This is a genomic window from Pantoea sp. X-Soil-TKNS-1280, from assembly GCF_059730475.1.
Window position 1 is genome coordinate 316,371 of sequence record NZ_AP035964.1, and the last position, 21,071, is coordinate 337,441.

The 21,071-nt window shown below is 53.0% G+C and carries 21 protein-coding genes and 2 pseudogenes; 18 read left to right on the plus strand and 5 right to left on the minus strand.

From position 1 onward, the window contains the following. Positions 1-8 precede the first annotated feature (8 nt). The 14 genes and pseudogenes from AC6I8X_RS24700 (at position 9) to AC6I8X_RS24765 (ending at position 13,541) form a co-directional block, all read left to right on the plus strand. Positions 9-1,175: a transporter substrate-binding domain-containing protein gene (locus AC6I8X_RS24700; protein ID WP_497841493.1), complete on the plus strand. Its 1,167-nt coding sequence runs from the start codon at positions 9-11 to the stop codon at positions 1,173-1,175. A gap of 25 nt (positions 1,176-1,200) precedes the next feature. Continuing rightward, complete coding sequence (locus AC6I8X_RS24705; protein ID WP_497841494.1) at positions 1,201-1,806, plus strand: ANTAR domain-containing response regulator; 606 nt, start codon at positions 1,201-1,203, stop codon at positions 1,804-1,806. Positions 1,807-2,175: 369 nt separating this feature from the next. Continuing rightward, positions 2,176-2,797, plus strand: a pseudogene (gene nthA / locus AC6I8X_RS24710) (nitrile hydratase subunit alpha). 10 nt (positions 2,798-2,807) lie between these two features. Continuing rightward, positions 2,808-3,125, plus strand: a complete 318-nt coding sequence (locus AC6I8X_RS24715) for an SH3-like domain-containing protein (RefSeq protein WP_313688854.1) — start codon at positions 2,808-2,810, stop codon at positions 3,123-3,125. Beyond that, positions 3,122-3,475 (plus strand): SH3-like domain-containing protein, encoded by a 354-nt coding sequence (locus AC6I8X_RS24720; protein ID WP_313688852.1) that lies wholly within the window; start codon positions 3,122-3,124, stop codon positions 3,473-3,475. The genes AC6I8X_RS24715 and AC6I8X_RS24720 overlap by 4 nt, the downstream gene beginning before the upstream one ends. 11 nt (positions 3,476-3,486) lie before the next feature. Continuing rightward, on the plus strand, positions 3,487-3,966 hold the full coding sequence (locus AC6I8X_RS24725) for a nitrile hydratase accessory protein (protein ID WP_313688850.1): 480 nt from the start codon (positions 3,487-3,489) through the stop codon (positions 3,964-3,966). Between the two features lie 67 nt (positions 3,967-4,033). Beyond that, a complete protein-coding gene (locus AC6I8X_RS24730; protein ID WP_497841495.1) occupies positions 4,034-5,062 on the plus strand; it encodes a HoxN/HupN/NixA family nickel/cobalt transporter in 1,029 nt (342 codons plus the stop codon). Positions 5,063-5,186: 124 nt separating this feature from the next. Then, complete coding sequence (locus tag AC6I8X_RS24735) at positions 5,187-6,146, plus strand: ABC transporter permease (protein WP_497841496.1); 960 nt, start codon at positions 5,187-5,189, stop codon at positions 6,144-6,146. After that, positions 6,143-7,174: an ABC transporter permease gene (locus AC6I8X_RS24740; RefSeq protein ID WP_416414657.1), complete on the plus strand. Its 1,032-nt coding sequence runs from the start codon at positions 6,143-6,145 to the stop codon at positions 7,172-7,174. Before AC6I8X_RS24735 ends, AC6I8X_RS24740 begins: the two co-directional genes overlap by 4 nt. A 42-nt stretch (positions 7,175-7,216) precedes the next feature. Next, complete coding sequence (locus AC6I8X_RS24745; RefSeq protein WP_313685767.1) at positions 7,217-8,440, plus strand: sugar ABC transporter substrate-binding protein; 1,224 nt, start codon at positions 7,217-7,219, stop codon at positions 8,438-8,440. Between the two features lie 54 nt (positions 8,441-8,494). Beyond that, positions 8,495-10,015, plus strand: a complete 1,521-nt coding sequence (locus AC6I8X_RS24750; RefSeq protein WP_497841497.1) for a sugar ABC transporter ATP-binding protein — start codon at positions 8,495-8,497, stop codon at positions 10,013-10,015. A 145-nt stretch (positions 10,016-10,160) separates the two neighbouring features. Then, positions 10,161-11,138 (plus strand): alpha/beta hydrolase, encoded by a 978-nt coding sequence (locus AC6I8X_RS24755; RefSeq protein ID WP_313685763.1) that lies wholly within the window; start codon positions 10,161-10,163, stop codon positions 11,136-11,138. A 363-nt stretch (positions 11,139-11,501) separates the two neighbouring features. Next, complete coding sequence (locus tag AC6I8X_RS24760; RefSeq protein ID WP_313685761.1) at positions 11,502-12,485, plus strand: DUF1852 domain-containing protein; 984 nt, start codon at positions 11,502-11,504, stop codon at positions 12,483-12,485. Positions 12,486-12,512: 27 nt separating this feature from the next. After that, entirely contained in the window at positions 12,513-13,541 is a 1,029-nt protein-coding gene (locus AC6I8X_RS24765; protein ID WP_299451707.1) for a methionine synthase, read from the plus strand. A gap of 75 nt (positions 13,542-13,616) precedes the next feature. Here the strand turns inward: AC6I8X_RS24765 and AC6I8X_RS24770 are convergent, their stop codons facing one another. The 3 genes from AC6I8X_RS24770 to AC6I8X_RS24780 form a co-directional block, all read right to left on the minus strand. Beyond that, positions 13,617-14,447, minus strand: coding sequence for an oxidoreductase (locus tag AC6I8X_RS24770; protein ID WP_497841498.1), 831 nt, complete (start codon positions 14,445-14,447; stop codon positions 13,617-13,619). Between the two features lie 80 nt (positions 14,448-14,527). Further along, positions 14,528-15,205 carry an NAD(P)H-binding protein gene (locus AC6I8X_RS24775; protein WP_313685756.1) on the minus strand — a complete coding sequence of 226 codons (678 nt, stop codon included), beginning with the start codon at positions 15,203-15,205 and terminating at the stop codon, positions 14,528-14,530. A gap of 11 nt (positions 15,206-15,216) precedes the next feature. After that, complete coding sequence (locus tag AC6I8X_RS24780; protein WP_313685754.1) at positions 15,217-16,227, minus strand: helix-turn-helix domain-containing protein; 1,011 nt, start codon at positions 16,225-16,227, stop codon at positions 15,217-15,219. Between the two features lie 196 nt (positions 16,228-16,423). Here AC6I8X_RS24780 and AC6I8X_RS24785 point away from each other — a divergent pair, with 196 nt between their 5' ends. Next, complete coding sequence (locus AC6I8X_RS24785) at positions 16,424-16,741, plus strand: ArsR/SmtB family transcription factor (RefSeq protein ID WP_299453397.1); 318 nt, start codon at positions 16,424-16,426, stop codon at positions 16,739-16,741. Further along, positions 16,738-17,265 carry a rhodanese family protein gene (locus tag AC6I8X_RS24790; RefSeq protein WP_497841499.1) on the plus strand — a complete coding sequence of 176 codons (528 nt, stop codon included), beginning with the start codon at positions 16,738-16,740 and terminating at the stop codon, positions 17,263-17,265. The genes AC6I8X_RS24785 and AC6I8X_RS24790 overlap by 4 nt, the downstream gene beginning before the upstream one ends. Before the next feature lie 147 nt (positions 17,266-17,412). On the opposite strand, the gene AC6I8X_RS24795 is transcribed toward AC6I8X_RS24790, so the two are convergent. After that, a complete protein-coding gene (locus AC6I8X_RS24795; RefSeq protein ID WP_497841500.1) occupies positions 17,413-18,063 on the minus strand; it encodes a GntR family transcriptional regulator in 651 nt (216 codons plus the stop codon). An 83-nt stretch (positions 18,064-18,146) separates the two neighbouring features. On the opposite strand from AC6I8X_RS24795, the gene AC6I8X_RS24800 reads away from it, so the two are divergent. Both AC6I8X_RS24800 and AC6I8X_RS24805 read left to right on the plus strand, forming a co-directional pair. After that, positions 18,147-19,349, plus strand: a complete 1,203-nt coding sequence (locus tag AC6I8X_RS24800; protein WP_497841501.1) for an MFS transporter — start codon at positions 18,147-18,149, stop codon at positions 19,347-19,349. 40 nt (positions 19,350-19,389) lie between these two features. After that, positions 19,390-19,987: pseudogene (locus tag AC6I8X_RS24805) on the plus strand (cysteine hydrolase family protein). Positions 19,988-20,161: 174 nt separating this feature from the next. Here the strand turns inward: AC6I8X_RS24805 and AC6I8X_RS24810 are convergent. Further along, entirely contained in the window at positions 20,162-21,046 is an 885-nt protein-coding gene (locus AC6I8X_RS24810) for a LysR substrate-binding domain-containing protein (RefSeq protein ID WP_497841693.1), read from the minus strand. Positions 21,047-21,071: the final 25 nt, after the last annotated feature.

A 21,071-nucleotide genomic window follows, 5' to 3' on the forward strand; every position in this document is an offset into this window, starting at 1 on the left:
GAACGCGCATGTCAGCAAAAGAAGCCCCTTTCACACCGCGTGAGCGCAGGTGTAAGTCCACTATTCCGGTTGGCATTCTCTACTCGGTGTCCGGGCACTATGGCAGCATTGGCCGCGAGATGCTGAACGGCATCATGCTGGCGATTGAAGAGGTCAACGCCGATGATAGCCTGGACTTTTCCCTCGCACCGATCGTCTGCGATCCCGGCTGCCAGCTGGAGAATTACTATCGCTATTGCCGTGATTTGCTGCACAGTCACGGCGTGAAACATATTGTCGGTTGTTACACTTCGGCGTCGCGCAAACTGATCCTGCCGCTGGTGGAGGGGGCAAACGCCCTGCTGTGGCACACCGCACGTTACGAGGGATTTGAAAGCAGCGACCATGTGATGTATCTCGGGGCGGCCCCTAATCAGCATGTCCTGCCGATGCTGGATTATGTCTTCGCACATTATCCGCGCGAGGTTTATCACGTCGGATCTAACTATATCTGGTCCGAAGAGATCGACCGCATTACGCGCGAAACGTTGGAAGCCCGCGGTGGAAAAATGATCGCCAGCGAGTTCCTGCCGCTGGGGGAAACCGATGTGCTGCCAATTATTCAGGACATCCTGGCGCGTCGTCCGCCGGTGATTCTGATCACGCTGGTCGGCATCTCTGCTTATCGCTTCTTCCAATTGTGGAAAACGATGATGCCGGAACATCCTTTCCTGCGTGAAGCGGCTCCCGCGCGCCTGAGCCTGACCCTGTGTGAGCGTGAAGTGGCGATGATCGGGGCTGAAGCGCTGGAAGGTTGCCTGGTATCAGCGGTCTATTTTCATAGCATCGCCAACGCGCAAAATGAACAGTTTGTCGCCCGGTATCACCAGCGTTTCGGCGAACAGGCCACCACGACTGTCGATGCCGAGGCGGCATGGATGAGCGGCCATTTCCTGGCCAGAGGTATCCAGGCCAGTGGTAGCGATGATCCTGCGCTGGTAAAGGAAGCGATTTACGGCTATGAACTGGATGCGCCGAACGGGGTAACCCGGATTAATCGCGAAAACAACCATGCCAGCCTGACGCCACGCCTGGCGCGCATCGGTGCGGATGGTCAGTTTCACCTGCTGTGGCAGGCGGCTTCGCCTGTGACACCGGACCCATGGTTAACCTGGTCCGATTTGTCCCGTCAGTAACCGGTCGCAAGGGGGTAAGCTGCATATGCAAAAGCAACTGATGGTGGTGAGAGGATTACGCATCGCACTCATTGGCTGTCATACCCGTGACGAAAATGCGTTGCTGCTCCAGTTCCAGCGACTGGGGATCGCGGGCGACAGTTTTAGCCATTTCCACCCGACTATTTTTGATGCGCCATATGACGGCATGATTTTTGATTCGGATAATCGGGCGCTGATCCAGAGCATGGGGCAAAACAGCTGGCCCACACTGGCAAAAATTGCGCTGCTGGGCATGGAAACCCCTTCACGGGTTAAATGGGTGATCGACCAGAACATCAATGGTTATTTACGCAAACCGGTTAAAGCTGAGGGAGTGCTATCGACCCTGATTCTGGCGCGCCATGATTTTCAGCGTCAGAAGCAATTACAGGACCAGTTGCAGCAATTTGAACACCGGCATCAATTGCGACGTTTTTTATTATCAGCGCAATTATTACTGATTAAAGAGTTTAATTTTAGTGAACAATCTTCCTATGCTTTATTACGTCAGCTGGCAACCGAACAGCAAAAAACAGTGGAAGAATTTTGCCTGATCGTACTCGCTAATCCGGAGGCATGGATCAGACATATAAAATTATTATCATTGTGATGGCATCGCTATTTCGCACCAGCAGAGTGATAGCGCTGCACTAAAAATGCGCAACAGAAATAACCTTTTATTATGTCCCGATAACCGACATCAAAAGATACGCTTAATGTCATGTTTTAAAACATAAAAATGAACTGGATCAAAGATTATTTTTATGGCATATATATTGCTTAGTTAAAGACGTCATGTGATATTCCTGTCACGATAAATTGGTTTGCTGCTTTTTTAATATTTTCGTTCGCCTGCTTCATAAATAATCTGACAATGGCAAAGATGCCCCTGTAGCTCGCAAGAGCTTAGGGGCTTTTTTTTTGCGGAAAATAATCCCACGCCAGTGAAATGGTTCCCGGATTGCGTTACCAACAGAAAATGAGGAAAGACAATGAGCACGATCACCGAGCCCACAACCCCCCCGAATATTCCGACGCTGCGGATTAAGGCGATTCAGTCGTTATTAATTGAGAAGGGCTACATCCAGGCGGACGCCGTCGATGAAATCATTGATATTTTTGAACATCGTTTTGGCCCGAAAAACGGCGCCAAAGTGGTGGCGAAAGCCTGGACCGACCCGGACTATAAACAGCGCCTGCTGACCGATGCCACCGCCGCCATTGCCGAACTCGGTTTCACCGGCCTGGAAGGCGCGCATATGTATGTCGCTGAGAATACCGCGGACGTCCATAACATGGTGGTGTGTACGCTGTGCTCTTGCTATCCGTGGCCCACCCTTGGCCTGCCGCCGACCTGGTACAAAGCCCCACAATACCGCTCCCGCGCCGTGATCGAACCGCGCAGCGTGCTGGCGGAATTTGGCGTCACCCTGCCAGCCAGTGTCGAAATCCGTGTCTGGGATAGCAATGCCGAGATTCGCTATATGGTGCTGCCACAGCGCCCCAGCGGCAGTGAACATTTAACCGAAGCGGAGCTGGCAGAGCTGGTCACCCGCAACGCCATGATTGGCACCGATCTTTTACCTGCAGTGCAATCCTGAGGAGATCCTGATGAATTCGATTCATGACGTTGGCGGTATGCATAACCTGGGGCCGATCCAGATCGACCTCAACGAGCCGGTATTCAAAGCGGAATGGGAAAAACAGGTATTTTCCACCATTGGCCTCTATTTTGCCGGTGGACTCTGCCCGATTGATGAGTTTCGTCACGCCATTGAGGTGATGGACCCCAGCGAATACCTCAGCACCCCTTATTACGTGCACTGGTATCACGCCATGGAAACACTCGGCATCGAAAACGGCCTCTTCACGCTGGATGAGCTGGAAGCCAAAGTGAAACAACTCGCCGATCAGGAGACACAGGCATGAATATTTTAGAAAAAGATCAGGTCTATACGGCAGTTAAAACCAATCCGGTGTATGTGCGTGAAACTACCCTGCCGGTGCGTTTTGCACCCGGTGATAGCGTGCGGGCGAAGAATATCCACCCAATCGGCCACACCCGTTTACCGCGCTATGTCCGTGGACGTAGCGGGACCATCGTGCAATACCATGGTTCGTTCGTATTCCCGGACACTTATGCCCATGGCAAAGGCGAAAAACCGCAGCATCTGTACAGCGTCCGTTTTGAGGCAGAAGAGTTATGGGGAGAGGCGGCAACCGAAGGTTCTGCGGTCTACCTCGACCTGTGGGATGACTACATCGAACCAGCGGCCTGAGGAGCATAGCCATGACGTTAATGTCGATGACACTGGCCCCAGAGGCGGCCACTGAAGAACCTGAAATGGCGTTCGGCGAACCCTGGCAGGCAGAAGCCTTCGCCACCGCCCTGCAACTGTCGCAAAACGGGGTTTATTCATGGAGTGAGTGGGTTGAAGCCTTTGCCACTACCATCCGCGAGCAACCGCAGCAGCCCGGGGAAAGTTTAGGCGAAGCCTATTATCGCCAGTGGCTGACCACGCTGGAAATGATGTTGCAACACAAAGCGCTGGTCAGCGAGCAGGATGTGGAGGATCGCCAGGCGCTATGGCATCTGGCTTATCTGCATACTCCGCACGGGCAGCCGGTACAGCTCGATCGGGTGGCGCACATTATCGATCCCTGCTCAACGCTGAAAGGCGTGCAGGACGGGCATGACCATCACCATCATCACCATGGGCACCTTCATGGCATCCCAACGCCGATCACTATCGTGCCGGGAAGTCGTTAATGTTCGGAGCCGCCATGTCTGGCGGCCTTCCCTGCCATGTTGATACCACAATTTACAGGTGATACCGATGAATACAGCTCTATCGTCAACGCGTCTGAAAGGTCTGTGCTGGGGCATTGTTGTGATCAATATTCTGGCCTGGTGCTGGGCATGGGTTGAGTTTCGCACGCAACCCACGCTGATGGGCACCGCGCTGTTAGCCTATATGTTTGGCCTGCGCCATGCCGTGGACGCCGACCATATCGCGGCTATCGATAACGCGACGCGCAAACTGTTGCAGGAAGGGCGCTCAGCCGAAAGCGCCGGTGCGTTCTTTTCGCTGGGTCACGCTGCCGTGGTCATTATCAGCTGCTTATTTGTGGCGTTAACCGCCAGCGCGCTGGATAAGGCGTTGGGTGATGCGAAGGAAATTGGCAGCCTGATCAGCACCCTGGCATCTGCCGGATTTATGCTGGTGCTGGCCTTCGCCAATCTGTCGATTTTGCTGTCAGTGTGGAAAACCTTCCGCCAGGCCAAAAACGGCGGCACCGTGGTCGCGGATGACCTGGACATGCTGCTGAACCGTCGTGGCTTGCTGGCACGCCTGTTCCGGCCGTTGTTCCGGTTGGTTTCCCGTAGCTGGCATCTGTTTCCTATCGGCTTTCTCTTCGGCATCGGCTTTGATACCGCCACGGAGATCGCCCTGTTTGGCCTCTCCTCGGCACAGGCGGTGGGCGGGATCTCCTTCGCCAGCATCATGGTGATGCCCGCACTGTTTACCGCCGGGATGCTGCTGGTGGATACGCTGGACGGAATTCTGATGGTCCGAGTGTATCGTTGGGCCTTTGTCCGCCCGATCCGCAAGCTGTATTACAACCTGACCATTACCATGATGTCGGTTGTGGTGGCCTTTTTTATCGGCGGGATCGAGGTGCTGAGTTTGCTATCAGACAAGATGGCGTTTACCGGCCTCTTCTGGCGCGATGTGCAGGCCCTGACCGATCACTTCAATACGCTTGGCTACGCCATTATTGCCCTGTTCCTGATTAGCTGGGGTGTCTCCGCCCTGATTTACCGTCTGAAACGCTATGACGAAGTCGATGTTAACTTCGAATAGCCGCGACGCGGGCCTGCTGTCACGCAACGGGTAATTCACATCTTCGCCGTTATCTAAAGGATATTCGGATATGAGTTCACTCTCGTCGGGTCTTGATCCCAGGACCCCAGGCTCCCCTCGGCCTGTGAAAAGAGGTTTGACCGCCCCCAACGGTGCCGTGCTGGCCGTGGTGTTGTATGTACTGATGTATCTGTTGTACGGCTGGTCCGAACCCGATGCCTTTAGCGCTTACGCGATTGGCAATCTGGTGAATAACGCGGCACCGCTGGCGCTGGCAGCCGCCGGACAAACGCTGGTGGTGCTGGCAAAAGGCTTCGATTTATCGCTGGTTGGGGTGATTTCGATTGCCAATGTTCTGACCGCCGTCTTCCCGTTTGAGGGACCGCTCGGTGCCTGCTTCAGCCTGGCCATGTGTCTCGCCGCCGGGGCGTTGATCGGGCTGGTGAACGGTTATCTGGTGGCGTGGCACGGCGTGCAGAGCATTGCAGCCACCCTTGGCACCATGATTGTGGCGCAGGGTATCGCCCTGCTGCTGCTGCCGGTACCCGGCGGCAGCGTGTCGGAGTTTATCAGTGACACGCTGACCGATTCCCTGTGGCAGGTTTTGCCGATCTCGGGCCTGTTTCTGCTGATATTTGCCCTGATCTGGCTGGTGATCAAACGTACCGATACCGGTACCGCTATCTATGCCATCGGCGCAGATGAAACCGCCGCAGGTCTCTCTGGTGTCGCGGTGCGCTGGACGCGTTGCAAAGCTTTCATTCTGGCGGGTTGTTTCTATGGCGCGGCCGGTTTCATGCTCAGCGCGCAGACAGCGACCGGCGATCCCAATGCCGGGCAACCGTTCCTGCTGCTGTCCTTTGCGGCGGTGGCGCTGGGTGGCACCAGCCTGAGCGGGGGCCGTGGCGGTGCGTTTGGCTCGATGGTGGGCGCGGCGGTACTGCTACTGATGCAGAAAATGTTGTTCGCGCTCGGCGTCTCCTCGTTCTATATCGGTTTTTTCCAGGGCGTGCTGCTGATCCTGTCGATTGTCTCCAGCCATTTACTTAACCGACGTGCGACGAAAAAAGGAGCACCGGTATGAACAAAGCAACCATAGCCCGCGCGGAAATCAACCGCGACGATCGCCGCAGCGGTAGCCGTCTGAATGCCGATTTCATTGCGCCAGTGCTGTTATTGCTGCTGACCGTGGTGATGATTCTTGCCTCACGCCTGATAAGCCCGGCCCTCGGTTCCTGGTCACAGGTGATGATGATTATCACCCTCGCCTCATTTTTACTGGTGGTGGCTTTTGGTCAGGGACTGGTGATTCTGTCCGGGGGGATGGATCTCTCCGTCGCCTCGTTATTCATGTATGGCGGTGTGATGGCCGCAGGGATGATTGGCGAGAATGGCAGCAATACGCTGTGGATGCTGCCGTTAATTCTGCTCTCTGCCGCCGCGATTGGCGCTATCAGCGGCCTGGGCATTACGCTGCTGCGCATTCCGCCGTTCATTATGACGATGGGGTCCGGCATCATCGTGGCTTCACTGGCGCTGGGGGCAAGCGGTGGCAGTACCCTCGGTGCTTCACCCCCGCTGCTTTCGGCCGTGGTAAAAGGCAGCCTGTTCGGTATCCCCGGTATTTTGCTGTTCTTTATCGTGTTCAGCCTGCTGGCGCTGCTGCTCCAGTCACGCACCCTGTTTGGCCGCCAGTTGTATGCACTGGGTGGCAACGGACGTGCCGCCGCCATCAGCGGTATTCCGGTGGGCAAGGTAACGGTACTGGCGTATGCCCTGAGCGGCTTGTGTGCGGCACTGGGCGGTGCACTGCTGACCGGCTATTCCGATGGTGCCACGTTGCGTATGGGTGATCCCTATTTACTGCCCTCAATTGCCGCCGTGGTGGTAGGGGGATCTTCTATCCTCGGCGGCAAAGGAACCTTTATCGGTACGCTGGCAGGTTCGCTGTTTTTAACCACCGTCGATTCGGTGATTGCTGCGACCGGATTAGACCAGGGCTGGCGCTTAATTGTTTCCGGCTTAATTATTCTGCTGGCGCTGTTATTCCAGTCCGGCTCCATTAATTCTATTTTAATTTTATCAAAGAAAATCGGTGCCTTTTCCAAATAAATGTAATACCTGAACGCTAACATTCTATTTTCTGGAGTCACTATGTCCTTTCAAACACGTGTAAAAAAATACGCGGCGTTAGCCTGCGCCTGCATGCTGATGGCCGGAACGATTTCCGCTGTTCACGCCGATGAAGCGCCGAAGAAATACAAAATATTTCTCAGCTTAAGCTATAGCGGAAATAACTGGATGAGCGAAACCGCAAACATCATAAAATCACTCGCAAAAACGCCACCTTACGACAAGATGGTGGACCTGACTGAGGTGATTTCCGGCACCGATCCGCAGGCGCAGATCTCCGCTTATGAAAGTATGATTGCGGCAAAAGCGGATGGCATTATTAGTTTTCCTATTTCTCCCACCGCATTAAACCGGGTTATTCGCCGCGGTTGCAGCCAGGGGGTGAAATTCTTTATGTTTGACTCCACCGTCACCGAGAAATGTGCCTATAACGTCAGTTATATTTCGGCGGGTGCGGGTGAAAACATGGCTCAGGAACTGGTCAATGAATTAGGCGGTAAAGGGAAAATATTTATGAACCGTGGTGTGCCTGGCACCTCGGTGGATAAACGTCATTACGATGGTGCGATGCATATTTTTAAACAATATCCAGGCATCCAGATTGTCTCCGAATATTATGGTTACTGGGACGATCGTATTAGCCAGCGCGAAACCGCGAAAGCGCTTGCCGCCCATCCTGATGTCAATGGTATCTGGTCAGAATTGGGTGAAGCCGGGGTACTGAACGCCGTTGCGGATCGCAAAGGCAAGATGATCCCGATTATGGGCGAAAATATGAACGGGTTTCGCTTAGGCTTCCTGAATGCGGATTATCGCAAACGTGGGCTGAGCGGCGTATCAGCAGGCTCGCCGCCTGCCACCGCTGGTTATGCTTTCAAACTGATGATGGAAGTTCTCACCGGTAAGCGCAATCTGCCGCCGACCAACATCGAATATCCATTGCCTTGGGTTACCGCCGATCAGGTCAAAATGTGTCAGGACGGAAAAATCACCGAGGGTTGTAATGTGTTCCCGGCCAATATGGTGCCGGAAGGGTTCTCCGCCGAAATCTATAACCCGGTGTATTTGCCTGAGGTCTCACTCGATTCGGCTCTGAAGGGTATCCCTACGCCGGGCACCACTATCCAGCCGCTGCCTGCCGCTATTGTGAAGGCTGCCGATGAACCGGGGATCAACTGTGATCGCTGCCAGGCCGCACCGGATGAATACAAACTCACCAAAGTGAAGCCAACCGTCACCCCATAATTTTGCCTGACGTCGCCCGATGGTCTGCTGCCATCGGGCGACAGGAGATGCACCATGCAACAAGCCATGCCGCAAGGCATTCACCTTTCATCTGTCGCCAAATCCTATGGTCCGACCGTCGCGCTGGAGGAAGTCAGCATGACGCTGCAGCCGGGTCAGGTGCAGGCTATTCTCGGTGAAAACGGTGCCGGAAAATCCACGCTGGTGAAAATCCTCTCCGGCGTGGTTGCCCCCAATAGCGGAGCCATGACGATGGATGGCGAGACTTACGCGCCGCATTCCCTTCAGCACGCCCGCAGACTCGGGGTCAGCACCGCATTTCAGGAACTGAGCCTGTTGCCCAATCTCAGCGTGGCGCAGAATTTTTTTCTGCCCCATGCGCCGAAGAATGCATTTGGCCTGCCTGCGCGCAAACGCATGCAACAGGAAACCGAAACCATTCTTAATCAACATGATGTCTTCGATATCTCGCCGCAGGCCAATGTCGAAAGCCTGTCATTAGCGGCGCGTCAGCGGCTGGAGATCGTGCGTGCGATGCACCTCAATCCCCGCCTGTTGATCCTCGATGAACCGACCGGGGCGCTGGCTGATGTGGAGTGGTTATTCCGTCTGGTGCGCCGCCTGACGCAACAGGGCAGTTCAGTGCTGTATATCTCGCATCGTCTGGCTGAAATTCGTGCCATTGCCAGCCATGCCACGGTACTACGCAGCGGAAAAAGTATCGAAACCGTCGATTTATCCGCCGTCAGCAATGACGATATTTTCGCCCTGATGGTGGGCCGCCGATCCAGCCAGTGCTCGACCACCCGCCGTCAACCCGCCATTGCGGCGCACCTCCCCCGCCTGGTGACCAATGACCTGAGTAGCAGTGCCTTTGCGGATGTCTCGCTGGAACTCCATCAGGGCGAAATACTGGGCGTGGCAGCCCTTGAAGGACAGGGCCAGCGGGAATTATTTCGTACCCTTGCAGGCCTGATGAAACCCGGCAGCGGACAAATACAACTGGATGGGCATGTGGTCAATTTACGCCATTCCCGTGAAGCGTTGAATTTGCATAGCGGGATAGCCTTTGTGCCGGAAGACCGTAAAAGCGAAGGAATTTTCCCCACCCTGTCCACCGCTGCCAATGTGACGCCCTCGGTGCTGTCGCGGTTTACCCGGCTGGGCCTGATTAAACGCGATGCCGAGGACGAGGCAATAGGTAGCGTCGCCCCGCGCGTGGAGCTCAGCGCTCGCTACCTGAATTTTAAAATTGGCACCCTGTCCGGCGGCAATCAGCAAAAAGCACTGATTGCGCGGGCGCTGCTGTCCGGGGCGAAAACCTTACTGTTATTCGACCCAACGCGTGGTGTCGATGTCGGAACGAAAGAGGTTATTTATCAGGCGATTCGTCAGTTTGTGGAGGATGGCGGTTCGGTGCTGGTTTACTCCACCGACCTGCCCGAATTACAGGCGTTGGTTGATCGCTGCCTGGTGATGTACCACGGTCGCGTTGTCGCAACGCTGGAACAACAGGATATGGATGAGAACCGGATGGTAGGTTTGATGACAGGGAATGATGTAAGGGTGCACTAAGGCCTTAAAACACGGGCTGGCTCCACTCTACGGGGCCAGCCTGAGTTAATCATGAGTGATAGTACTCACGGTCCGTGAATATATCCCGCCTGAGCGATCTGACTTTTCTACACTTTTCATTGCGTCCTTCACATGAGGTCATTATATGAACAGTTATGTATTAAGCGTCAGAATAAAAATGGCGGGAGATGTCTTCGGCAATCAGGTGGGTGGGGCAACTTATCTGGAAGTGCCTGATACAGCTACCGTTCCATTGCCTTCGCATTCGGTTGGTACGGCTAAGCAATGGATGACGAAAGTGATGGAAATAGCCAACCCCGACAACGTTCCGGAACACCAGCGCGATATTGTCTTCTTTGTGCACGGTTATGACACCTCTCCCGAAGAGTCCCTAAAGCGCCAGCGGCTCGCCGAGTTAAAGCTGAATGAACATGGATTCAGGTGCATGGTGATTGGATTCGACTGGCCCTCAAACGATAAGACACTGGATTATCTGTCCGACCGTGGTGATGCATTGGATACAGCCTCGGTTCTGGTGAGAGACGGCATCATCCCCTTCACCATTTTCTCCAGCAAAGATTGTCCGGTTAAGGTGCATGTGATGGCTCATTCGATGGGCGCATTTGTGGTGCGCGAAGCCTTCCGTCGTATCGATAAATTACGTGATTCAGACCTGGCAAACGACTGGCGAGTCGGGCAGATCGCACTCTTTGCCGCAGATATCTCCTCCAGCTGTTTTGCAGCAGATAATGCCGACATGTTACCCGTCTTCAATCACTGCGGGCGGCTGACAAATTACTACAGCGGTTTTGACCTGGCGCTGGCCGCCTCCAATGTGAAGAATATCGATTTAAGTTCGCGCGTGGGCCGGGTGGGAATGCCAGTGGATACTCCCGTCCCAAACAAAGCGGTGGACGTTGACTGCGGGCCGCGCTATCAGGCTATCCCCGAACCCAAACTTAGAATACTCGTTGGCGGTTTTCCGTCTCACTCCTGGTACCTGGAAGACGAAATCTGGTATGAGGATCTGGCGCAGACCCTTAGCGGACACACCGACAGAAATTACATCACCTCTCGCCATGCGAAAAATGGCTCGAATGACTTTGAGCTCAACACAGATTGAGTCACTGCATACCTTGTTTCCAGCATTGATTGAAAGACTGCATGGCTGAATTGACTTATCCACCCGGCATCCGGTTCACACCTCACAGTGGAACATAAAGGCTCTGCGGAGCCTTTTTCCACCACCCGCCTGGCATCGGCCACAACGCCGCTGCTGGCCATAAGCCAGAACATGAAGATGACTCATGTTCCATTGAAATTTAATCACTTTTCCTCATACAACTCTTCTGGCATAAAAGATGCATTGTTAACTTCAAAACAATATAAAGGCAACTGATTGAGAACGCCCGCCATCAAATTGGGCAACACTCAAAAGACAAGAAAAAATCAGGCTTTATATTGAATACCAGGACGCCAGATCACTATGAATAAGCATTTTTCATTTACGGTTAAAAGCCTTCGTTTCGACGAAAATTATAACCCTTCCCAAAACACTCGCATCACCACCAACTTTGCTAATCTGGCCAGAGGGGATAAACGTCAGGAAAACCTGCGCAACGCCCTGGTGATGATTGACAATCGTTTCAATTCTCTGGCGCATTGGGATAACCCTAATGGCGATCGTTATGCTGTCGAGCTGGACATCATTTCTGCCGAGTTGAATATTAACCTCGAAGGCCATGGCAACGCCTTCCCGGTGATTGAGATCCTGAAAACCAATATCGTTGATAAAAAAACTAACCAACGTATTGCAGGCATTGTAGGGAATAACTTCTCCTCCTATGTGCGCGATTATGACTTCAGCGTCGTATTGCCTGAACACAATAAAAACCAATCCGGATTCGCCACACCGGAAAACTTTGGCGATCTGCATGGCAACATCTTTAAGCAGTTCGTTAATTCAGACGCTTACAAAGAGAACTTTAATAAGCCACCGGTTATCTGCCTGAGTGTTTCCAGTAAAAACACCTATCATCAGACGGGAAATCAACATCCGGTATTGGGCATCGAATACCAGCAAGATGAACTCTCCCTGACCGATCATTATTTCGCAAAAATGGGTTTGCAGGCACGTTATTTTATGCCACCGAATAGTGCTGCGCCTTTGGCATTCTATTTTTCTGGCGATTTGCTCAGTGATTACTCGAACCTTGAACTGATCAGTACCATCAGCACGATGGAGACTTTTCAAAAGATTTACCGCCCTGAAATTTACAACGCGAATTCGGCAGCAGGACAATGCTATCAGCCAAACCTGAAGCACCCGGATTATTCGTTAACCCGCATTGTTTATGATCGAGAAGAACGTAGCCAGTTGGCTATTGAGCAGGGAAAGTTTACTGAAGAGAACTTCATCAAACCATATCAAACTGTGCTTGAGCAATGGTCTGCTACTGCCGTTCTTTGATTAACCTAAAATAAAAGGTCACCTGTGATGAAAAAGTTATTACCCACTTCAACTGCCGGCAGCTTACCCAAACCGTCCTGGCTGGCACAGCCAGAGACACTGTGGTCACCCTGGAAATTAGAGGGTGAGGAATTAATTGACGGTAAACAAGATGCTCTGCGTTTGTGCCTGGAGGATCAACTCAAGGCCGGTATTGATATTGTCAGTGATGGCGAGCAAACACGTCAGCATTTTGTCACGACCTTTATCGAACACCTCAGCGGCGTTGATTTTGAAAAACGTGAGATCGTAAAAATTCGTAATCGCTATGATGCGAGCGTACCCAGCGTCGTGGGTGAAGTGGCGCGCCAGAAGCCGGTATTTGTGGAAGATGCCAAATTTTTACGTCAGCAAACCACTCAGCCGATTAAATGGGCGCTGCCAGGTCCGATGACGATGATTGATACCCTCTATGATGGGCATTATAAAAGTCGCGAAAAACTCGCCTGGGAATTCGCCAAAATTCTTAATCAGGAAGCCAGAGAATTAGAAGCTGCTGGTGTCGATATTATCCAGTTTGATGAGCCTGCATTTAATGTTTTCTTTGATGAGGTGAATGACTGGGGAATTGCTGCCCTGGAAAAAGCCATTGAAGGGCTTAAATGTGAAACGGCTGTGCATATTTGCTATGGCTATGGCATCAAAGCCAATACCGACTGGAAAAAGACGCTGGGGACCGAGTGGCGTCAATATGAAGAAGTTTTCCCCAAACTGCAAAAATCGAATATCGATATCATTTCATTGGAATGTCACAACTCTCGCGTGCCAATGGATCTCATTGAGCTTATTCGCGGTAAAAAAGTGATGGTTGGCGCCATTGATGTGGCAACCAATACCATTGAAACAGCGGAAGAAGTGGCTAATACCATACGCAATGCATTGAAGTTTGTTGACGCCGACAAGCTCTATCCCTCTACCAACTGTGGCATGACGCCTTTATCTCGCCGGGTGGCCAGAGGCAAGCTGAATGCGTTAAGTGCTGGTGCAGAAATCGTGCGCAGAGAACTGCTGGGCTAACATAGCCGGGCAGATGAAGAAAACTCAGTCCGGGGTGAGCGATATGATGCAACCGGACTGGGTCACAATGTTACGTCAGCGGGTCTGACTGAGAATGATACGGTCGAATAGACGGTCACCCAGCCAGACGCGCATACGGATCAACATCTTTGCAAATTTACCGGCCGCATAGCGTGTGCGTGGGTTGCTGCTGTTAACCGCTCGCGAGACCACCTCCGCGATAAGGTTCGGATCACTGCCTTTACCCTGGCCGTAAGTGTTTTTGATCGACATAGCCACCCTCTTCACCAACTGCCCATAGGGTCCACTGGCCGAACGTTTGACGATACTGTCACTGGCACCCTCACCGAAGCCCGTCTCTATCACTCCCGGTTCGACGATCACGACCTTGATACCAAATCCGGCGACTTCCAGACGCAGGCAGTCTGACCATCCTTCCAGTGCGTGTTTGGTTGCGTGGTACCAGGCCCCCAGGATGCTGTACATCTTTCCGCCCATCGAGGTGATGTTGACAATGTGTCCGCTGCGTCTGGCGCGCATCGCCGGGAGCAGCAGCTGCGTGAGCCGTGCTGCACCGAACAAATTCACCTCAAACTGGTAGCGAGCCTCGTCAATACCGATCTCTTCTACCGGCCCGTACAGGCCAAATCCGGCATTGTTGACCAGCACATCGACACCGCCAGTCTGCGCCAGAATAGTGTTTACACCGGATACAATCTCTTCATCTTTGGAAATATCCATCCGCAGTGCCTGTGCTCCGAGCAGAGCCAGATCAGCCATTTTCCCGACACTGCGGGCAGCCACGTAGACCTGATAACCCTCCTCGATCAAACGACGAGCAATGGCCTTGCCCATACCTGACGATGCGCCGGTAACCAGCGCGGTTTTCTTTTCCTGAGTAAACATAGGCACCTCGTTAAGTGAACTGCCCCCAGTTTGCCTCAGCACAGACCTGATCTATCTTGCACTACGCGCCAGAGCGCTTGCTAAACGCGCCCGGATTTCCCCAGTTTGATCATCTGGTCAGAAGCCAGCACAACAACACCCGTTGAGGTGGGGACCAGCTGCGCCAGCGCCCGGGCAACAACCAGCGCCTCGATGGGTTTGTAAGCACCGGGCAGAATGGGAGATAGCAGCCTGGCGATCGGTATGGAAATAAGTTCTCCCGGGCGTACTGGCTGCCCCAGCCCATCACGGGAGTCAAGCAGCAAAGAGGGCCGCGCAATCACCAGAGTGGTGAACGGCATGGCTCTGAGTGCCTCTTCCAGTTCACCTTTCACGCGGGTGTAAAACATGGATGATTGCGCATTGGCGCCACCTGCACTGACCAGCCCTACCCGGCTTACGCCTGCTGAAAGCGCCGCCCGGGCAACCGCCATATTGGCATCGAAATCCACCGCCCGGAACGCTTCCCGGCTTCCCGCAACTTTAATCGTTGTTCCCAGAGCAAGGTAGGCTTCATCGGCACGGGGCAGTTGCGGCAAAGAAGCAAAATCGACCAGGTGGACGGTTAACTTTGGGTGGCTGATTGCAGGCGGTTTCCGGCTGAGCGCATGAACGCATGCAATATCCGGATCGTTCAGCAAAATTTGCAGCAGCTTGCCTCCCACCAGGCCGGTAGCACCCGCAAGTAGCACAACGCGTTTTGTTTCTGACATCATCATCGTGTTCTCTTTTAATTGAGACGCAGGGATCCCCTGACAGTTTCCGGAGTCTGGCCAGTCCAGGCCATAAATGCCCGGTAGAATGAGTTCGGGTCTTCAAAGCCCAGCAGGAACGCAATCTCGTAGCCGGATAGACTGGTATTGCACAGATAATGGCGGGCCAGATTTTCCCGACAGCCGTTGATCAGGGTGCGGAAATTGTCCCCTTCCTCCTCAAGCCTGCGCTGAAGGGTGCGTTTGCTCATACCCAGGCGTTCTGCTGTTTTCTCGATAGTCGCTTCGTTAGCCGGCAGCAGTTCCAGAAGTACCGCACGCACCCGTTCGGCGGTTGAAGCCGTTTCATCCAGCTGACTCAGACGACGTCGCAGCTCAGGCTCAAATACCTGCCACATGCCTTCATTCACCGTCAAAAATGGTCGAAGTGCATCCGTAGCGGAAAAACTGATGGCTGGCTTTTCACCATACTGCACAGCGATACCGAAGAAACGTGCAAAGTGGCGGGCCGCAATTTCGGAGGGAAGCTGAGGGAGCATCACTTTCAACGCCTGAATCGGTTCACGGGTTGCCAGCCGCAGCAATCGCAGGAAGAAGGCAAGCTCTGCCACCTGCAGAGACAGGGGTATACCTGTCACGACCGACAACCAGCGCGGTGACACGGTCAGGACACCGGTTCGATCCACTGCTGTCTCCAGCACCATCGGCGCAATCAGCTGCTTATATCGGGCCAGTCGTTGCATCGCCTGCATCATATTGCTGCTGCACAGCGCGGCGAAAAGCGGAGGATCGAACACTTCGGTGGTGACCCTTTCTACCAGCCGTAAGGGAAAAGCAACATCATTCGCTTCCGTCTCCAGCGCGCGCCAGAAACGAAAATATTCGTCAGTATCCAGTCCGCGCTTTGTTCCGGAAAAAAGATCGTCGGGCAAACCAGCCTTACGCAATACATGTTCAGGCTGCATGCCTGCGTCTTTCAGCAGCGTTCTCCAGCCAATATCGAGAGAGAAAGTGCGGTTACGTGCCATGGTCAGATTTCCAGGAATGAATGATCTTCGGATATGAAGCGGGTTTCAGGTAACAGCATAACGTTTCAATCCGGGCAGTAACATTCATAACACGCCACAGGTGTGGTAAAGCACGCCAGGCACTGAAATCTTTTGATTGCATGTGAGTGTCATTTGATTTAGATTTTTCTAAATTTAGAAAATGCTAAAGTAAGAAATGAAAGAGACTCAGCTGTTCCAATTACAGGAAAGTGCCCAGCTTGCAACCACGCTGCTTAAGTCGATGAGTAACAGCAATCGGCTATTGATCCTCTGCATTCTCATTGATAAACCCGGCACTTCGTCAGGGGATTTGGGGCAATTGACCGGCTTAACGCCTTCTGCAACCTCTCAGCACCTGGCGAAAATGAAAGAAGATGGTTTGATTGAGTCTGAGAGGGTGGCGCAAAGGGTGAACTATTTCATCAAAAACGACGCGGTGAAAAAAGTCATCTCCACGTTAAAAGAGATTTACTGTCCGGAGGATTTCAAATGACGCCAGAATCGGTATCACCGCTCGAAGCCAAAAAACTGATTGATCAAGGGGCTGTGCTGATTGATATTCGGGACCGCGCTGAATACCTGCGTGAACACATACCGCACGCGCACTCGCTTCCGCTTACCGAGATGACGGCAGGTAAAACGGTGGAGGGTGCAGAGCAACAGTCCGTCATTTTTCATTGTCAGGCAGGAATGCGCACGGCCCAAAATGCCAGCGCGCTAATGAAAGCAGCAAGCCCTGCGCAGGCTTTACTGATGACAGGCGGCATTAACGCGTGGAAGAGCGCCCACCTCCCGACTATCGAAGACAAAAAGCAACCGTTGCCTGTCATGAGGCAAGTTCAGATTGTTGCAGGCACACTGATTCTTATCGGCGTGGTATTGGGATATACCGCTGATAGCAGGCTGTTTTTACTGTCCGGCTTTGTCGGCGCAGGTTTACTGTTTGCTGGAGTGAGTGGCTTCTGTGGCATGGCGAGTTTACTGTTAAAAATGCCCTGGAACAGAACGGAGAAATAGCCATGAGTTTTATTCCCTGTGATAAATCTAAAGGGGAGGATCCATCATGTCCGTATCTGGCACGAAGCTGCCCATCAAGAAGTTAGGTAGGGCAGCTATGAGCGAGAAGCGGATCTTTTTCATTACTTTCTACAGTTCACCAAATGTTCAGGATATAACAATTCCCCGTGCTCTCAGGCTACGTCTGCTTGAATTGATGACCTCCAGCAGGCGGAAGCGGCTTTCGCGTAGATGCCCGGATAGTAATTCCGCCGCTGTTTCAATGTCCTGCGACCGAAGCGCAGCGATTATTTCATGATGCTCATCCCAGGCGGGGTTGGATGGCGCGTTGTCGAGCCATCGTGCCCGTGAGAGGCGGCGCAGGGCATCACTTATCCCCTCGATAATAAATGCATTCTGACAAAGGCGGGCCAACTGGAGATGGAATTGTGTTCCGGCATCATGCATCGCCTCTTCAGAGGGATCACGAGCCTCCACTTTGAACAGGGCTTCCAGACCATTAAGTTGTTCTTCTGTGATCCGGCTGGCTGAAAGTTTTAACGCGGCCACTTCGAGCACTTCCCGATATATACACAATTGTTCAACTTCACTGACATCGATCGGTGCCACCGTCCAGCGTATTCCCTCACGGCATACCAGCCCCTCAGACTCCAGCTTTTGTAATGCAGCACGTACAGGCGTTCGTGACGCGTTAAACGTCGCTTCAGCCCAGCGCTCCGTAAGTCTTTCTCCCGGGCCCAGCTCCATGTTGAGTATCAGTTTTCTTAATTGGTTTTCAACTTCTGATGCCTGGCTCATGACGACAATGTTCTCCTGGATTGACAGTAAATTGCACGATCGATATTGTATCCCAATTTGGTATACCAAAAAAGAGTGCTTATATGACCCAAATTTATAACAGGTTTTGGCTGCGAAACCTGATCGTTTGCTGTATTGGCTCGTTCTCAACCGTCTTTGCTATGACCCTGATGCTGCCGTTTTTGCCCTTGTATGTCGAAGAGCTTGGTGTTCGCGGACACGCAGCTGTTGTCCAGTGGTCTGGCGTGGCATTCAGCGCAACTTTTATTACTGCCGGGTTGATCGCGCCCGTCTGGGGGCGACTGGGTGACAAGTTTGGACGCAAGTCGATGCTCGTCAGAGCCAGCCTGGGGATGGCGATTACTGTTTCACTTATGGGGGTGGTGACAAATATCTGGCAACTCGTCGGACTGAGGTTGCTAGTTGGTCTGGCCGGAGGCTATTCATCCGGAGCGACCATTCTCATCGCAGTCCAGGCTCCCAGAAAACGTGCCGCGTGGGCGCTGGGGATCGTTTCATCCGGCGTAATGGCTGGTAATCTTGCGGGCCCACTTGCCGGGGGATGGCTGCCGGGTCTGATTGGTATCCGCTCCACGTTTCTTTGCGCCGGTGCACTGATATTTCTGGCTTTTATCATGACCCTCTCTCTCATCCGCGAAGAGGTGCCAAAGCCCGTGGATACTGCAGCAAAAAAACGAGTTAGCTGGTCGGTACTACCTGCCCGCTCAGTGATTATCTGCATGCTTTGCACGGGCCTGTTACTGATGCTGGCCAATATGTCAATAGAACCCATTATCACAGTCTATGTACGCACCTTAGTCAGCGATGCCTCTCAGGTAACAAAAGTAGCGGGATATGTGATGGCTGCAGCGGCCCTGGGAAGCATTATTTCCGCCTCCTGGCTTGGGAAACTGGCAGACAGAAAAGGACATATGTTCATTATCACGCTGGCACTGGCTGCGGCTGGTTTGTTGCTGATCCCACAAGCATTTGTCTCATCAGGCTGGCAGTTGATTGCTCTGCGCTTCCTTATGGGGCTGGCGCTGGGTGGGTTACTGCCCTGTATTGCGGCGGTGATACGTCATCGCGTACCAGAAGGAATGGTAGGCAGCATCCTCGGCTATTCGGTTGCCGCGCAGTTCGCAGGCCAGTTCATCGGGCCGCTGATCGGGGGGGTTGTCGGCGGTCATATAGGAATGCGAGCTGTGTTTCTGGCAACCAGCTGCATCCTGCTGCTGGGCGCGGCCTGGAATCTCAAAATACATCGCCAGTCAGTTCCACACTGACTGACTGCTCTATCTTTCACCTGTAAATTGCGGAGATCTCATGACAACTCAACTCAATAATATCCATAAAAACAGCGCATTGCTGGTAATGGACTTTCAGGCGGTTATTCTTAATCACTTTCTCCCGCAAGATCGCGCTGGTGACGTTATTCGTAATACTGCATCGCTGATAGCCTCTGCACGCGCCGTTGGCGTACCCGTCATCTACATCAGTGTTGGATTTCGTAAGGGCTATCCTGAGGTCAGCCAAAACAACACGATTTTCTCGGCGATCAAAAACAACGGAATTTTCATAACCGGCAGCGAGGGCGCGGCCATTCACACTGCTGTTGCACCGGCAGAAAATGAGGTCGTCATCATTAAACGCCGAATTGGTGCTTTTTCATTTACCGATCTCGAGATGATTCTGCGCGCGCAAGGCATCGAAACCTTGATCCTTGCTGGTGTCACTACCAGTGGCGTGGTGCTTTCTACAGTCGGGCAAGCTTTTGATCTGGATTACCGTCTGGTGGTTGCGAGTGATTGCTGTGCCGATCCGGACCATGACACCAACTTGTTTTTACTCGAAAAAATCCTACCTCAACACGCTATTGTGGCCCGTTCATCTGAAATATCAGACGCCTGGGCATAAAATCTGAGTATTTGGCTGTCGAAATAACCACAGGTTACCAGTGATATCTGACCAGGTATGTTTGAGTACCTGGTCAGATGGACGCCCGCTCCTGGCACTCAGCAGCCAGACCGAAGAAACTTTCGGTCCGCCTGCGACCATGAAAAGCGAAAGCAGGATAGTGGCTGGAAAGAAATCATACTCACATCACACTTAGCAGCGCTTCTTCCATGAGTTGCCCCAGCATCACCTGCGCTCCATGAATGGCTTCATTTCCCAGCCCCTGCTCCAGCGTAATACCAAGATTTCCCGGCGAGGGCAAAATACTCCCGGCAACGCGCAAGTTACCGGGCATGCCGATACGTGTTCGCACGGTGATACCCAGCCCTGCCTGCAACGCCGCCCATATGCCGCTCAGGCTTTGGCTGACAAATACCACTTGCCAGGCGATGTTCGCCCGGTCCAGACATTCGATGGCACGGGAACGCATCAGGCACGGGCTTTCAAGCATCACCAGCGGTAATGGCATGCCCTGCGCCAGCAGCGTACTGATATCCAGTTTTGGATGCGTTATCCATTCCAGCGGGCACTGACCGATCAATTTGCCTCCACGCTGCGCATTCTCCGGTTGCCATAACAGCGCCATATCCAGCGCGTTATCCTTGATCGCATTCAGCAATCCCCGGTTGCGATCGACGCGGGCAATAATACGCATCCCCGGATGGTGGCGTTTGAACTCACCAAGGATGCCCGGCATAAGCGACTCGCCAAAATCTTCCTGCATACCAATACGTATTTCACCCTGCATCAGCTTGCCATTCAGGGCTAGCAGCGCTTCATCATTTAGCGCTAACAACCGACGGGCATACCCCATAATTATCTCGCCATTATGGGTCAACGCCAGATGGCGACCATTCCTGACCACCAGATCGGCACCGCACTGCTGTTCCAGTTTTTTTAGCTGTGCGCTTACAGCCGACGTTGAACGGCAGAGGCGATGCGCCGCCTGCGCAAAGCTGCCGCACTCGATGCCGGTCACGAAACTGCGCAGTGCATCCAGGTCGAGCGTCAAAGGAAGTTTAGTCATCATCATCCTGAAATTCGGGATAGTA

What these genes read in the sequence shown, in the direction of transcription:
- AC6I8X_RS24700 (WP_497841493.1), top strand. Translation starts at nt 9, where the DNA reads ATGTCAGCAAAAGAAGCCCCTTTCACACCGCGTGAGCGCAGGTGTAAG.
- AC6I8X_RS24705 (WP_497841494.1), top strand. Translation starts at nt 1,201, where the DNA reads ATGCAAAAGCAACTGATGGTGGTGAGAGGATTACGCATCGCACTCATT.
- AC6I8X_RS24715 (WP_313688854.1), top strand. Translation starts at nt 2,808, where the DNA reads ATGAATTCGATTCATGACGTTGGCGGTATGCATAACCTGGGGCCGATC.
- AC6I8X_RS24720 (WP_313688852.1), top strand. Translation starts at nt 3,122, where the DNA reads ATGAATATTTTAGAAAAAGATCAGGTCTATACGGCAGTTAAAACCAAT.
- AC6I8X_RS24725 (WP_313688850.1), top strand. Translation starts at nt 3,487, where the DNA reads ATGACGTTAATGTCGATGACACTGGCCCCAGAGGCGGCCACTGAAGAA.
- AC6I8X_RS24730 (WP_497841495.1), top strand. Translation starts at nt 4,034, where the DNA reads ATGAATACAGCTCTATCGTCAACGCGTCTGAAAGGTCTGTGCTGGGGC.
- AC6I8X_RS24740 (WP_416414657.1), top strand. Translation starts at nt 6,143, where the DNA reads ATGAACAAAGCAACCATAGCCCGCGCGGAAATCAACCGCGACGATCGC.
- AC6I8X_RS24745 (WP_313685767.1), top strand. Translation starts at nt 7,217, where the DNA reads ATGTCCTTTCAAACACGTGTAAAAAAATACGCGGCGTTAGCCTGCGCC.
- AC6I8X_RS24750 (WP_497841497.1), top strand. Translation starts at nt 8,495, where the DNA reads ATGCAACAAGCCATGCCGCAAGGCATTCACCTTTCATCTGTCGCCAAA.
- AC6I8X_RS24755 (WP_313685763.1), top strand. Translation starts at nt 10,161, where the DNA reads ATGAACAGTTATGTATTAAGCGTCAGAATAAAAATGGCGGGAGATGTC.
- AC6I8X_RS24760 (WP_313685761.1), top strand. Translation starts at nt 11,502, where the DNA reads ATGAATAAGCATTTTTCATTTACGGTTAAAAGCCTTCGTTTCGACGAA.
- AC6I8X_RS24765 (WP_299451707.1), top strand. Translation starts at nt 12,513, where the DNA reads ATGAAAAAGTTATTACCCACTTCAACTGCCGGCAGCTTACCCAAACCG.
- AC6I8X_RS24770 (WP_497841498.1), bottom strand. Translation starts at nt 14,447, where the DNA reads ATGTTTACTCAGGAAAAGAAAACCGCGCTGGTTACCGGCGCATCGTCA.
- AC6I8X_RS24775 (WP_313685756.1), bottom strand. Translation starts at nt 15,205, where the DNA reads ATGATGATGTCAGAAACAAAACGCGTTGTGCTACTTGCGGGTGCTACC.
- AC6I8X_RS24780 (WP_313685754.1), bottom strand. Translation starts at nt 16,227, where the DNA reads ATGGCACGTAACCGCACTTTCTCTCTCGATATTGGCTGGAGAACGCTG.
- AC6I8X_RS24785 (WP_299453397.1), top strand. Translation starts at nt 16,424, where the DNA reads ATGAAAGAGACTCAGCTGTTCCAATTACAGGAAAGTGCCCAGCTTGCA.
- AC6I8X_RS24790 (WP_497841499.1), top strand. Translation starts at nt 16,738, where the DNA reads ATGACGCCAGAATCGGTATCACCGCTCGAAGCCAAAAAACTGATTGAT.
- AC6I8X_RS24795 (WP_497841500.1), bottom strand. Translation starts at nt 18,063, where the DNA reads ATGAGCCAGGCATCAGAAGTTGAAAACCAATTAAGAAAACTGATACTC.
- AC6I8X_RS24800 (WP_497841501.1), top strand. Translation starts at nt 18,147, where the DNA reads ATGACCCAAATTTATAACAGGTTTTGGCTGCGAAACCTGATCGTTTGC.
- AC6I8X_RS24810 (WP_497841693.1), bottom strand. Translation starts at nt 21,046, where the DNA reads ATGACTAAACTTCCTTTGACGCTCGACCTGGATGCACTGCGCAGTTTC.